At 36.8% G+C, this 13,585-nt stretch carries 16 protein-coding genes; 8 read left to right on the top strand and 8 right to left on the bottom strand.

Going from position 1 to position 13,585, the window contains the following annotated elements:
- Window positions 1–32: 32 nt before the first annotated feature.
- The 4 genes from MP478_RS15330 to MP478_RS15315 all read left to right on the top strand — a co-directional run bounded on the left by MP478_RS15330 (window position 33) and on the right by MP478_RS15315 (window position 4,603).
- Window positions 33–671 carry a VWA domain-containing protein gene (locus MP478_RS15330; protein ID WP_230040572.1) on the top strand — a complete coding sequence of 213 codons (639 nt, stop codon included), beginning with the start codon at window positions 33–35 and terminating at the stop codon, window positions 669–671.
- Window positions 672–688: 17 nt separating this feature from the next.
- Window positions 689–1,732, top strand: coding sequence for a TerY-C metal binding domain-containing protein (locus tag MP478_RS15325; protein ID WP_230040569.1), 1,044 nt, complete (start codon window positions 689–691; stop codon window positions 1,730–1,732).
- Window positions 1,733–1,816: 84 nt separating this feature from the next.
- Window positions 1,817–3,085: a PP2C family serine/threonine-protein phosphatase gene (locus tag MP478_RS15320; RefSeq protein WP_257200915.1), complete on the top strand. Its 1,269-nt coding sequence runs from the start codon at window positions 1,817–1,819 to the stop codon at window positions 3,083–3,085.
- Between the two features lie 6 nt (window positions 3,086–3,091).
- Entirely contained in the window at window positions 3,092–4,603 is a 1,512-nt protein-coding gene (locus MP478_RS15315; RefSeq protein ID WP_257190808.1) for a helix-hairpin-helix domain-containing protein, read from the top strand.
- A 100-nt stretch (window positions 4,604–4,703) separates the two neighbouring features.
- On the opposite strand, the gene MP478_RS15310 is transcribed toward MP478_RS15315, so the two are convergent.
- The 7 genes from MP478_RS15310 to MP478_RS15280 all read right to left on the bottom strand — a co-directional run bounded on the left by MP478_RS15310 (window position 4,704) and on the right by MP478_RS15280 (window position 10,475).
- A complete protein-coding gene (locus MP478_RS15310; protein ID WP_257190807.1) occupies window positions 4,704–5,141 on the bottom strand; it encodes a GNAT family N-acetyltransferase in 438 nt (145 codons plus the stop codon).
- Window positions 5,142–5,271: 130 nt separating this feature from the next.
- Window positions 5,272–6,036, bottom strand: coding sequence for a hypothetical protein (locus MP478_RS15305; RefSeq protein WP_257200914.1), 765 nt, complete (start codon window positions 6,034–6,036; stop codon window positions 5,272–5,274).
- A 310-nt stretch (window positions 6,037–6,346) separates the two neighbouring features.
- Window positions 6,347–7,549, bottom strand: coding sequence for a tyrosine--tRNA ligase (tyrS, locus tag MP478_RS15300; protein WP_257200913.1), 1,203 nt, complete (start codon window positions 7,547–7,549; stop codon window positions 6,347–6,349).
- A 335-nt stretch (window positions 7,550–7,884) separates the two neighbouring features.
- Complete coding sequence (locus MP478_RS15295; protein WP_257200912.1) at window positions 7,885–8,475, bottom strand: NAD(P)H-dependent oxidoreductase; 591 nt, start codon at window positions 8,473–8,475, stop codon at window positions 7,885–7,887.
- A gap of 78 nt (window positions 8,476–8,553) precedes the next feature.
- A complete protein-coding gene (locus MP478_RS15290) occupies window positions 8,554–9,375 on the bottom strand; it encodes a helix-turn-helix domain-containing protein (RefSeq protein ID WP_257190804.1) in 822 nt (273 codons plus the stop codon).
- A gap of 6 nt (window positions 9,376–9,381) precedes the next feature.
- On the bottom strand, window positions 9,382–9,849 hold the full coding sequence (locus MP478_RS15285; RefSeq protein ID WP_230040554.1) for a GNAT family N-acetyltransferase: 468 nt from the start codon (window positions 9,847–9,849) through the stop codon (window positions 9,382–9,384).
- Window positions 9,846–10,475 carry a TetR/AcrR family transcriptional regulator gene (locus MP478_RS15280; RefSeq protein ID WP_230040552.1) on the bottom strand — a complete coding sequence of 210 codons (630 nt, stop codon included), beginning with the start codon at window positions 10,473–10,475 and terminating at the stop codon, window positions 9,846–9,848. Before MP478_RS15280 ends, MP478_RS15285 begins: the two co-directional genes overlap by 4 nt.
- A gap of 102 nt (window positions 10,476–10,577) precedes the next feature.
- On the opposite strand from MP478_RS15280, the gene MP478_RS15275 reads away from it, so the two are divergent.
- The 4 genes from MP478_RS15275 to MP478_RS15260 all read left to right on the top strand — a co-directional run bounded on the left by MP478_RS15275 (window position 10,578) and on the right by MP478_RS15260 (window position 12,851).
- Window positions 10,578–10,712: a hypothetical protein gene (locus MP478_RS15275; RefSeq protein WP_257190803.1), complete on the top strand. Its 135-nt coding sequence runs from the start codon at window positions 10,578–10,580 to the stop codon at window positions 10,710–10,712.
- Window positions 10,712–11,077 (top strand): hypothetical protein, encoded by a 366-nt coding sequence (locus MP478_RS15270; RefSeq protein ID WP_257200911.1) that lies wholly within the window; start codon window positions 10,712–10,714, stop codon window positions 11,075–11,077. The genes MP478_RS15275 and MP478_RS15270 overlap by 1 nt, the downstream gene beginning before the upstream one ends.
- Window positions 11,078–11,196: 119 nt before the next feature.
- Window positions 11,197–11,772, top strand: a complete 576-nt coding sequence (locus tag MP478_RS15265; RefSeq protein WP_257200910.1) for a Crp/Fnr family transcriptional regulator — start codon at window positions 11,197–11,199, stop codon at window positions 11,770–11,772.
- 59 nt (window positions 11,773–11,831) lie between these two features.
- Window positions 11,832–12,851, top strand: a complete 1,020-nt coding sequence (locus MP478_RS15260) for an NAD-dependent epimerase/dehydratase family protein (RefSeq protein WP_257200909.1) — start codon at window positions 11,832–11,834, stop codon at window positions 12,849–12,851.
- A 22-nt stretch (window positions 12,852–12,873) separates the two neighbouring features.
- Here MP478_RS15260 and MP478_RS15255 read toward each other — a convergent pair whose 3' ends face one another.
- Window positions 12,874–13,482 carry a hypothetical protein gene (locus MP478_RS15255; RefSeq protein WP_257200908.1) on the bottom strand — a complete coding sequence of 203 codons (609 nt, stop codon included), beginning with the start codon at window positions 13,480–13,482 and terminating at the stop codon, window positions 12,874–12,876.
- Window positions 13,483–13,585: the final 103 nt, after the last annotated feature.

Raw genomic sequence — 13,585 nt, 5'->3', positions numbered from 1 at the left:
AAGCCGGCATACCAATTAATACTTGTCTTATAATGACCAGAAGACTATTAGCTTATTTTTTACTGGATACCTCAGGTTCTATGAACGGAGAGCCAATTCAGGCCCTGAATAACGGATTCAATGGGCTTATCAGTATGCTCCGTGCAGATCCGCAAGCGATGGAGAGCCTTCATCTTAGTGTTATTACTTTTGATAGAGAAGTTAAAAATAATGTTCCACTGGTGGACCTTGCCAGCTTCTATCCTATGGAAATTACCTGTCCGGATAGCGGGCCAACCCATACAGGAGCTGCCTTGGAAATGGTTTCGGAGCTCGTTCAGAGAGATCTGATAAAAGCAACTTCTGAGGAGAAAGGGGATTGGCAGCCTCTACTTTTCATATTTACCGATGGGAAACCTTCAGATATCCAGAAATACAGGCAGATGATCCCGGTGATCAAAGGTCTTGATTTTGGGGCTATTGTAGGCTGCGCGGCAGGCCCAAAAGCAGACGAACAGTATCTTAAAGAACTTACCGATCATGTGGTAAAGCTGGATGCTACAGATGCCATTACACTTTCCTCTTTTTTCAAATGGGTAAGCTCGTCCATTACACAGGGTGGGCACTCACAAAGTACAGGAGAAAATATAACACTTCCACCGCCACCGTCTGAACTTAATATTATTATTTAAAAACTGGCTTTACGATCATGAGAAGACTGCCTATTTATTTTTTAGTAGATATCTCCGAATCTATGGTAGGAGAGCCTATTGAGCAGGTACAGGAAGGTATCGCCAATATTGTCAGAGAATTGAAAAAAGATCCTTACTCGCTGGAAACTGTTTATATTTCAGTGGTAGGTTTTGCCGGTGAAGCTGAGGTGATTACACCCCTTCAGGATATCATCAGTTTTTATCCACCAAAAATACCCATCGGAAGCGGGACATCCTTATCCCAGGGCCTTATTAAAATAATGGATTGTATAGACCGGGATATTGTGAAAACAACGTATGACAGGAAAGGAGACTGGAAGCCTATTGTTTTTTTATTCACAGACGGAGTACCGACTGATGATGCCACTAAAGCCATTGAAAGATGGAATATCAAATACAGTGGAAAAGCTAATACCATTGCTGTTTCTATAGGCGAGAATACCAACTACAAACTGCTGGGTTCCTTAGCAGAGAACGTCTTATTGTTTAATAATACAGATGAAAACTCTTATAAAGAGTTTTTCAAATGGGTGACAGATTCCATTAAAACAACCAGCCAGAGTGTTACTGAAGCTAAGAAAGAAGGAATTAATCTTTCCAAGATAGATTCTGTTATTTTAGAAAAGGTAGATCCCGAAATGGAACAAAAGTTTCCTGATAATAATTTTGTGGTGCTGAACGGTAAATGCTCAGAAACAGAAAAGCTGTATCTGATGAAGTTTAAAAAAACATTTGCAGCATCAGGAATACCCGGAATGTCCACGAGATATTACAAATTGGACGGAGCCTATAAAATTGATGAAAAAGCGTATTTCAGGCTTTCTTCTTCTCAGAAAAATAGGCTGAAGATTTCCATAGAAGAATTACAGGGAGGAACTTCATGTCCTCATTGTGCTAATCCTATTGCGCTGGCCACGTGTTCCTGTGGTGGTATCCACTGTCTGCCGGGAGAAGGATATAATAAATGCCCATGGTGTGGAACATCGGATTATTATGGGTTTTCCAGTGAAGGTTTCGATATTAACAGAACACTGGGGTAGCGAGACTGAGATGAAAAATGATCCATTACTCGGCTTAGAAAACAAAGGATAAAATTATAGTAATAATTGCTGGATACAGAACGCATGAAAATACCTAAAATTTATTTTGGAACCCCCAAAAAAGCCATGGAAAAAACGATCATTGATCAAGAAAAAGAGGAATTTAAAGAGGCTCATTGGGGACTGAAAAATGCTATTTCAAAACAGTTTTATGAATTCATCTTTGATCTGACAGACTTTCCGAATATTAAGATTAAAAATATAGGAAACCTTGAAGGAACGGGACTTGTTTTTGAAAACAATATCCTATCAGGAACCCCGGAAACCGGTAATGTATATCATTTAGAGATCCAGTTTTCTCATATCCATGATGGAAACAGTATAGAGACAAAACAAATACAGTTGCTTGTGAATGCTGATCCCAAAGATTTGTGGAAAAATATTCCCAGTGCTCAAGATGCTGATTTTCCTAAACCGGATGAGACTTCCTGTAAAGATAACTTTTTAGACAAAAAAATTGTTGTGGTTTCTAAACGAGGCCGCTCCCATGCCCATGAAGGGAAATTCAGGGATGATGATTTTGCTGTAAATGAACTTCCTTCATCCTGGAGTATTGTATCTGTTGCAGATGGAGCGGGTTCAGCAAAAGCTGCCAGGGAAGGATCCAGATTAGCGGTTAGTTCGGTGAATATATTTTTCAGCACACAGGAAATAATCTGTGAGATTGAAAAAAATGTCAGGATAATCTATGAAGCTGGATATTCCCGGGATAGGAAAGATGAGGCCAGACAAAATATAGTAAGATATTTATATGAAAGTGTAGTGGAGGTTTATCAGACTTTAGAAAAAACGGCTATAGCAAATAGTCTGTCAGTCAATGATCTTCATACCACATTGATTTTTACGCTGGCCAAAAAATTTGAATTTGGCTATGTTATTCTGAGTTTTGGAGTAGGAGACTGCCCGATTAACATTATCAGTAAAGATTTTTCAGAAGTAAAGCTTCTGAATTCAATGGATGTGGGTGAGTTCAGTGGGGGTACCCGCTTTATCACGATGAAAGAAATTTTTAACGATCAGATGGCATCACGCTTTACAATCACCTGTGTGGAAGATTTTTCCTTTCTTACTCTGATGACGGACGGTATCTATGATCCTAAATTTGTTACAGAACATAAACTGGAAGATATCAAAAGCTGGAAAGCATTCTTTAATGATCTGAATGGAAACAATGATGACCAGGCAAAGGTAGATTTTATCAATGATGAAGAGATTGATAAACAGCTTTTGACCTGGACGGATTTCTGGAGCAGAGGAAACCATGATGACCGCACTTTGGCCATAATCTATTAATAAAGTATGAAAAAAACAATTAAGGTTGTTTCTGTTTTAGACACAGCCAAAACTTATGAATATATTGACGAAAGCCCCATCCGGGGTGGAGTGAAAGATGTCTACTTCTCTCCTGACAAGGAATATGTGGTGGCTTTTTACCGGAGTCCGCTGGATGAAGGACAGAAAGAAAGGATCATAAGAATTGTTTCTACGTATTTGAAGAATATACAGAACGGAAATGCTGCGGAATATTTTCTGAACGAAATATTCAGATGGCCGTATGATATTGTTGAAAAAAATAAACTGACGGGGATTATTGTCCCGGTTTATAATAAGAAATTCTTCTTTGCTAAAGGATATGTAGGTTCAGATAATATCCTGGGTCAGGATAAAGTAGGAAAATGGTTTACGGCACCTATGTTCCGTAACCATCAATATCCGTTAAGGCTTGACCAGTCTGAACTTGGAGATTGGCTGAGCTACTTTCAGATTGCTATCAATATCAGCCGCGGTGTTAAAAAGCTGCATCAGATGGGGCTGGCCCATTCCGATCTTTCATACAATAATATTTTGGTGGACCCGGTTACAAAATCAGCCTGTATTATTGATATAGATGGTCTTGTAGTTCCTAAGTTATTTCCACCTGAAGTTATCGGGACAGCAGATTTTATTGCCCCTGAAGTTTTAAAAACGCAACATCTGGACCTTAAAGATCCGAATAGGTATTTACCCAACCAGAAAACAGATCTTCATGCTCTTGCAACCCTGATTTATATGTACCTTTTAAGAAGACATCCGTTGCGGGGAGGGAAAATATGGGATCTAGATTCCGAAAAAGATGAAATACTGTCGATGGGTGAAAAAGCAATGTTTGTGGAACATCCAGAAGATTCTACCAATTATGTGAAAACCGGTCAGCTGAGAAAATGGGAGGCTTTCTGGGGAGATCCTGAAAATATACCTTATACCATTGTTGGGCCTTATCTCTCCGATCTGTTTAAAAAAGCATTTGTGGATGGATTACACGATCCTATCAGACGTCCTACAGCTAATGAATGGGAAACAGCTTTACTGAAAACAGTAGATTTAATACAGCCCTGTCATAATCCTGTCTGTACAGAAAAATGGTATGTCTTTGATAATACGAGTGTTCCCAGATGCCCATTCTGTGGAACCCCTCATCAGGGAAGCCTGCCTGTTTTAGATTTGTATTTTAAGTTTGATGATGAGGTTTGGAAACCTGAAAACCACAGACTGATGGTTTATCACAACCAGTACTTATTCAAATGGCATGTTTCCAGAAAGGTCATCCGAAATGAAAACCTTACCATGCAGGATAAAATGCCAGCAGGATATTTTACTTTTCATCAGGGGAAATGGGTATTGGTGAATCAAAGTTTACCAGGTATGAAAGATATCACAGAACAGAAAGAGATTCCGCCGGGTTCTATGGTGGAACTTACGGATGGAAAAAAAATACTATTGTCTGCTGATGAAGGGGGACGGTTGATGTATGTAACGATGGCCAACCAGTAATGCAAACAAAATGAAACAACCTCAATGAGGTAGAATCTTACACGATCCCATGTCTGCGTTAAAGTTTTTTTGTTTTGATTGCTTCCGGTAATTTCATCTCTTAATTTCCAACTTCCATGAAATAGGAATGCTCATCTTCCCCTACTGTTTTAAAGCCTAAACTGGAATAAAGATGCTGAGCCTTATTGGTCTTTAAAACACTTAATGAGACCGTTTTTCCTGCTTCCGAAGCTTCATTAAGAATATTTTTTAAAATTCTTCTTCCCAATCCACGGCCTTGCAATTCGGGATCGATCTGAAGCTGGAGAACTTCTGTTTTCTCAGCTGCTCTGTTGATTTTTAAGAGCCCAACGGGATGTTGATCCAGGAAAATGATATAAGCTTTATCAAACTCATAAAGAATCCTTTTAAGGGCGGATTCCCGGTCTGTGGGAAGACCCGAATCTGCATAATGGGGAACCATTGTTTTTATTCTAAGGTCAAGCAGATAATCAAGATCGTTTTCCGTAGCTTTTTGATAAGTAAATGGAGTATTCATAGTTTGTGAATTCTAATGTTGAACCGGATTAATTTTATGGAGCCTAAAGTTTGGCTGTCTTATTTTATTTCAAACAAATGACTGAGAAGTGAACGGCCGGATAATGTTTCCAGGTCTTCCTCTTCCAGTGTTAATAATAAGAATCTGAAATGATAATTCTTGGATTTTTTTGTATGTTGATTTTTGATCTCATTTCTATAGATTGCTTTAAGAAAGCATAAGCATGGTATACTGTCTGGGTATAAGGACTTTTGTCATTGGGATAAAATACTTTTGTAAGAAATTCCAGTTCCTGCCCGATGATCTCAAATAGGAGAGCATTGTCCTGGTTTTCAGTTTTAATTGTGTTGATGATTATTTCCTCTTCTCTGGTTATGTCCTCATCACACAGCCTACTTTCAATAATTCTTTTTGCTGTCAGAATCAGATAATCATTGAAACGCAGAAAATCTTCAGACCGGATATTTGCACCCCAATTTCCATTCCCCAGCTTATCGATTGGAAAAAAATCAGTATAGTTTTCATACTGATATGCATAGGCTGCAGATGCTTTTGTACCAGGAAGCTGATAAAGGCGGGTAATTCCCAAATGATGATATAAAGTTTTAAAATATTCATCTCTTGCTTCCGAAGGATCACTGGAGAACATAGGATATATTTGATGATTTAGGAACAGGATGATTTCAAGCAGCTCATGGGGCATAATGCTGTTCATGTCATTTCTTACGGTTTTCAGGATCCTGTCATAGCTGATCTTATCATCATTCAGTTCTTTTTTTCTGTCTTCAATATATTCTTCGAATGTTTGGGTATGGTATAACCTCTGAAGATCTTCATAAAGATTTGTGGCCGCTTTTGCCTTATTAAATAGGTAAATTGCAGTATGTCTTTCCATGTATCAGCTTATAATAGTAAAACTTATTTCAATCCCGTTTCTTTTTTTCATACATAATGAATCTTTCCCTTAGCTTATGAATGTATTCTGTTTTGTGGAGGAAATTTCATTCGACGAGGTTTGATGCTTGCTTTTAATGGAACTAAGATATTGAATAAACCTGAAGCTGAAACACAAAAAATATATTTAACACTGAAGATGAGAAAGAAGAAGACTGGAATAAGTAATGCTGTTATTTGTTTTTACAAAGGATTTGAGTTATTTTTAAATTTTATAATGGCTTTGCTCTTCCAGTCTCCGGCTTCCATTCTTATACAAGTTCAAAAAAGCTTCTCTTGCCTATTTTTATCTTAAGTCCCTCTGAAAGCTCAATCTCCTGATCCGGTGCTATGATTTTAACGGAATTGATCTGAACCCCTCCACTTTGGATGAGCCTTCGCACAGCAGATTTACTCAGATTGTTTTTTAAATGATGACAGAGCTCAAGGATCGTCGTCTTATTTTGGAGATGATTCAACACAATAGAAGTGGAAATAGGCTCAAAATTTTTCTCCTCAAAATTCTTATTCTGAAATTGCTGATTAAAGAACAGTTCTGCATTTTCAGCAGAAGCTTTATTGTGGTATTGACTGATGATGTTCTTGGCAATCAGCTTTTTTATATTCATTGGATTTTCTCCGTTTTCTATCTTTGATGTTAATACAGCTTTTTCTTCCGGTGAGAAATCTGTGGTGAGTTTAATAAATTCATTAATCAAAGAATCCGGAATAGACATGGTTTTCCCAAACATTTCATTGGGATCATCTGTAAGACCAATCGTATTATTCAGAGATTTACTCATTTTTTCTTTTCCATCAAGACCTTTTAGCAGGGGCATACACATGACAATTTGTGCAGGTAGCTGATGAACTTCCTGGAGCTGCCTTCCCATAGTACAGTTGAAAAGCTGATCCGTTCCTCCCATTTCAATGTCACATTCAATTTTTACAGAATCAAAGCCCTGAAGAATGGGATATACCAGTTCATGCATAGCAATAGGGGTGTTTTCTGTGAATCTTTTACTGAAATCGTTTCTGTGCATGAGCTGGGCTACCGTTACTTTTGACATCAGCTGAATAACCTCTGGAAAATCAAGGGCGTCCAGCCAGTCAGAATTGAAGACAATTTTTGTTTTTTCAACGTCAATAACTTTGGATAGCTGATTGATATAGGTTTGCGCGTTATGTTCTACTTCCTCAGAACTTAAAGGTTTTCTTGCCTTATTTTTCCCCGTAGGGTCACCAATTCTTGCTGTAAAACTTCCTACAACAACCACAATCTGATGCCCCAGGTCCTGGAACTGTTTCAGTTTTTTTAGCACCACCGCATGACCCAAATGTAAATCAGGGGCTGTTGGGTCAAAACCTAATTTTACAGTTAATTTTCTGTTTTCCCCTTTGGCGAGTTTCAATTTTTCCTCCAACCCGTTTTCAGGCAGGGTAATGGCCACATTTTCTTGTAATGTACTGATCATAATGAATAATTTAAAAATTAAAAAGCCCGGACAGATACTGTCCGGGCTCTATATAAGTGTAGATTATTTTACTGAATAATAGTTATAGAAAGTCTTCCCGAACAATAGATCGGGGAGTAATACTCACTGAAAAAAGGAAGACGCAATATGCTGTTTAAGTGTTTCATGAAATACAAATATAGAAACTTTTCAATTGAAGACCAGTATTTAAACCATTAAGAAATATAGTGATGTTAAAAATTAACTAATTACTAATCTTAATGGTTTAAAATAATGGTTCAAAACAATTTTACTTGTCAATTCTTAAGCGAATACCATGCCATAGTAAATTTTTTTCAGTGATTAAAAACAGGTTGAGAATAAGCTGCTGTGATCTGCTTTTTCCATATTTCAAGATCTTCCGCAGATGTCCGGTCAGCTTTGTCAAAAAATAAATGTTGAATGATTTCAAAACCGCAATAGGCAAAAATTCCCTGATCAGAAGTAAGAGAAAGGGCCGTATTCATCCCTGTTTTTGCATATTCCTCATGAGACTTTCCATGAGTATTGATAATCAAGGCTTTTTTTCCTTTTAAAAGTCCTTTTTGTACTCCCTGGTCATACCGATAGGCAAAGCCATAACTGAAAACACGGTCTATATATCCCTTCATGATGGCAGGCAGTCCCGTCCACCAGATAGGATAAATAAAAGTAATTTGATCTGCCCATGAAATAAAGTCCTGCTCCACTAATATATCCTCAGATACTTTTCCGGCACGCTGTTCCTGCATGTCTGTTAAAGATAAAACAGGGTCAAAGTTCATCTGATAAAGATCCCTGATTCTAATTTCGTGATGCCCGGATTGAAGAGTTGCTATGACTTGCTGTAAAAGATTATGATTTAAACTGTTTTCGTTGGGGTGTGCATAAATTAGTAAGTGTTTCATTGTGCTGCTTTTAAAATTAATAAGACAAATGTAGAGCAGCAGCTGTGGTAAAAATTGTAAGAAAACGAAATCTGATGATCAGAATTTAGGATTGCAGATGTCCTGTTGAAATTTTAAATATTGGGCAGGCGAAATATTCAGGAAATGTTTGAAATCATGAATAAGCTGGCTTTGATCATAATAGCCGCATTCATCGATGATATGAAACCACTGAACTTTTTCCTGTTTTACAGTCTGTTTTTCGATGGTTTTTATGGCCTTTAAAAAGCGGGTGTAACGGTTAATTTCCTTGATAGAATATCCAAATTGTTCCTTCTGCTTGCGCTGAATATTTCTTTCGGTCTGATGAGTCTGTTCAGCAACAATTTTTATAGGATTTAAATAATCATTTTCAATACTACTCAAAAGCCTGCTGGTATGATCCTGATCCTGTAAATACGGAATACAGAATTCTAAAATATGGTTCACCTGTTCTATAGCAGACTGAAGATAGGAAAGCTCATACCATAAATTGGTGAAGCAATTTTCATCCAGAAGTTGATCAGGATGTTGGGCTGTCTTATGTACAAAAGAAAGTTTTCCAAAAAATCTGAAGAATGCATCATCTTTAAAATTGGCCACGAGAATGGAAGATCCTGCCGGAAGCGTATACTCTAAAGCTTGTCTTACAGGCCCGAAAACAATACATTTATCAACACCAATGATTGTTTTTTCACGCGTAGACATCGATGCCTGTCTCCCAAAGCAGAACAATAACAGGGTTTGATAAGTAGGGAGCAAAGTCTTAGCCACAGCGTCAGCAGAAGTATTTTCAGCAAAATAAAAATGAGTGAATACATTTTCAAATTCCTGGGGAACAGGAATTCTCAATTCATGATATTCAGGTTGCTGTTTCTGCATAATTTTTTATTTGATCAGACTTTTACTCATCTTATAGTTGATGAGGTCAATTCCTTTTACAGTAACGGTCTGTTCAGCATTCACCTTAAACCCCATTTTTTCAAAAAAAGGTTTTGCTGTTTTGCTGACATCAGCACTCAGTTTTGACTCCTCCTGTTGTATTGCTTCCTGCTCTATCTGAGTATACAATGCCTGTGCAATTCCCCGATGCTGATAATCCTTATGTACAAAGAGCAAATCAATATAATTTCCCTGATTCAGAGTACAGAAACCAACTGTTTTATCTCCATGTAGAGCAACTAAAATAAGCTGTTCTTCCATTACTTTTTGCCATCTTTCCTCATTTTCAACACCTGATTTCCAAACTTCCAGCTGCTCGTTAGTATAGTCATCTTTACACACATAAGTAATGGTTTCTGCAAAAAGCAGCTTCATATCAGTAAGATCACCTGTATTTCCTTTTCTGATGATCATACTTTAGGAATGATATATTGTTTTTCATATAATTTCTGCTGTTCTTTATTCAGAAAAGGATAAAAGAGATTCATTTGCAGCAAGGTATAATGGGATATAGCGGCCTCCCGGTCCAATTTTAAAATTAACCTGTTGTGGGTAAGCCAATTATCTGCAATAATGAAAATCTGCTGGATAAGACTGTCCATCATAAATAAAGGAACATCTTTTTTAAAAATATTATTCTTTTGCAAGCCTGAAAATATCATCTGAAATTCTTCCTTTCTACTGGTATGGATTTCTTCATACTGTGATCTTATTTCAGGAATTTCTTTTAGGATATCTACAAAATTCACGAAAATAAACCGGAAAGAATAAAAAATTTCACAGGTTGAAAAAGTAAACTGATAAAGATTTTCCAAAGTATTATCCTCCATCTTTTTCATCCTGTCCAAAAGTTCATCCATTTTCAAAACCAGTTCCTGAAAAAGCAGTTTAATGATATCTTCCGAATGTTTGAAGTGATAATGCAAATTTCCCGGACTGATATTGAGATCCGCTGCGATATGCCTTGTTGTAATAGTAGTATAACCTTTCTCATTAAAGAGTTCTAAGGCTTTCAATAAAATTTTTTCTTTGGTTTTCATCTTGTAACAAATATAAGAATATAAGATTTTCCTTAATACTATTTTTAAAATTAGAACGTTTGTTCTAATTTTAGGTATATTTGTAAAGAAAATCCAATCAGTATGGAAGGAAAAAAAATATTTGATTACGAAGAAGCCGGAAAAAAAGAAAATAAAAACGGAATTGATATTCAGGATACTATGGCGAAAGTCCTGCAGATAATCATTGGTTTAATAATGGCCATACTCCATATGTGATGGGAAAAAGAATTTCGTATTGGTTTTTCGTGGGGTTGGCAGTCTGGATATTCATCATTGTATTGAGGAAAAAAGGAATGTATATTCCAGTGATCAATGACTATTTTACTGACTGTATTAGCGTTCCTATGTATTGTTACCTGATAGAATATATAATGAACGGCTTATTGGGCTTCCACTGGAAACCGGATTTAAAATTTGTTCTCACCTCAGTGCTGTATTTGTCTTTTTTATTTGAAGTACTTTGTCCGGGAATATCACACCGGTTTACCGGAGATATTTTTGATGCATTGGCATATGCTGCCGGCGGAATGGCTTATTATTTTTTAAGCTTAAAATATAGATTATCCCCGGCATCAGAGTGACTGTTTTCTTCTATGAGAAAGGCTGTATCTGGGTTTGGGAAAAATCTTTTTTAACCGAAAGAGGGACTGAAGTTTTCTTTTGGCTATTTTTGTGACAGATTCATCAATATTCACCCTCAATGCATGATAAACTTTTGCAATATATACGTTCAGGACATGAGATAACTCCCGAAGAAACGGAGGCTGTAAAAACCTGTTTTGAACCGGTGCTATTTTCCAGAAATACTGTGATAGAAAAGGAAGGTAAAATACCAGGCTATCTTTATTATATTATTTCAGGATACCTCAGGCTATTTTATATGGATCATAATGGAAATCAGGTAACCACTCATATCAATTGTCCACCCGGTTTTTTTACTTCTTATACTCATTTTATCAACCAAACAAAGTCTGATGATTGTGTAGAATGTATTACAGATTGTGAACTTTTAAGGATTTCCAAAGAAAATCTGGATCATATGGTTGCTCATAGCCGGATGATGAAAGACTTCAGTATTTCTGTTTTCCAACAGTCTATTGCATACAATGAAAACCGGTCCAGAGAATTATCTGCTTTGAGTGCAGAGCAGCGGTACCTTAAGCTTCTGAAGGAATTCCCGGATATCATCCGGCATGTTCCCATTCAGCATATTGCTTCATTTTTAGGGATGAAACCGGAAAGTCTCAGCAGGATCAGGAGAAAAATAATTAACTAACAAAAGTCAAGTGGTTCCGGAAGCAGGAAGGTGAACTTTGTTGCATTAAAATTAATGTAATGACAGAGAATACTTTAAGCCTGGTTTCAGGAGCAAACGGGCACTTGGGAAATAATTTGGTGCGTTTTTTATTGCAGCAGGGAATTCCGGTACGGGCGACAGTACGGAATATAAGAAATAAAAAGCCCTTTGAAGGACTGGATTGTGAGGTAGTTCATGCGGATATAACTGATAAAGCATCATTTGTAAAAGCATTACAGGGTGTAGAGACATTTTATGCTGTAGGTGCTTCATTTAAATTATGGGCCCGGGATCCCCAAAAAGAAATCTATGATGTCAATATCAACGGAACACGAAATACCATTGAAGCAGCTGCAGAAGCAGGGGTAAAAAGAATAATCTATGTAAGCTCTATTGCCGCATTGAATTATACAAAACTCCCAGCTAAAGAAAGCAACGGCTACAATCCGGACAGAAGGGATATGTACTATAATTCTAAAAATGATGGTGAAAAGCTTGCTTTTGAACTGGCTGCCAAGCTGGGAATAGAGCTTGTTTCTGTGATGCCTGCCGCTATGATAGGGAGTGAGGCATTTTCACCATTGAATGTTTCATATGGAGTTTTGAAACTTATTCTGAATAAAAAAATCCCTGTAGATACTAAAATAACCTTAAACTGGGTGGATGTAAAGGACGTTGCAGAAGGATGCTATCTTGCTGCCAAAAAGGGAAAACCCGGGGAACGTTATATTCTTGCTAATGAAAAATGCATGAGTATTACAGACACCACTATTTTAGCAAACAGGCTTTATCCTGAACTTGAACTTAAAATACCGGGTTCAGTCCCAAAAGGGATTTTGTTGGGCATCGCTGCCATCATGGAGTTTACAGCCTGGCTGGGTGGAAAGGCTCCGGTACTGACCAGAAAAGATATTGCCATGTTTTCAGGATTACAGCAGGATTTTGATATTTCCAAAGCAAGGAATGAATTAGGATTTAATCCCAAAAAACCAGAACAAGCTGTAAAAGACGCATTAATTTACCTGATGGAAAATCCCCAAATAGTAAAAGAGGCCTGAAACCTCTTTTATGACCATCATTTTAAAGCTGGATAACAGACCCTTTATAAAATTTTGTCATATCATACAGGTCATTGAAATAAAGCTGAAGATTAGTGCTATTTTGGATGTCAGGTTCTTTTAAATATAATTGGTTTTCGGCCAAAACATATAAATCCTGATGGTCAGCTTTTAAATAATCAGAAAGAATATTTTCCTGATCTTTATGAAGTAATGCGGTAACAAATATTCCGTAAATCAAAAACTTATTAAAATTCTGAGAGTTAACAATATAACCCATAGGCTGCTGAGCGTATTTTTCATAATCTGAAAGAATCTGCTGAAAACTTTGTACTTTATCATTAGATGGTATTTCGTAAAAAAGATCTATACCATGGATAAAAAGCTGTGTTTTAGTTTCTTCTGGATCTGAAGGATACTTATGACTGAACCATGAAAAGATGTTCATCATTTCTTCCCGGGTAAGCTCATCTACGGATTCTTTTATCTTTTCTTTAATCGTTTCAAGCTGGGCAGTACCGGTTGTTTGCAGGAAATTCATAATGCTCTCTTCTTCCTGACAGAGCTTATTGTATAAATTAATTTTAGCAATATTAGGGTTGGTTTTTATAAAATGAAGTTGTTCTGCCATATTTTTTTACCCAACATTTTTATGAATTTGGTAATTAAAGATACAAAATATGCAGATATTTCAATGAAAAAATAATATGTATTAAATTGTATTAATCAATCGT

Source organism: Chryseobacterium sp. WG14 (assembly GCF_024586945.1).
Lineage (GTDB): Bacteria > Bacteroidota > Bacteroidia > Flavobacteriales > Weeksellaceae > Chryseobacterium.
The sequence above is the reverse complement of the archived record's forward strand: the minus strand, read 5'-3'. Positions and strand labels throughout refer to the sequence as shown.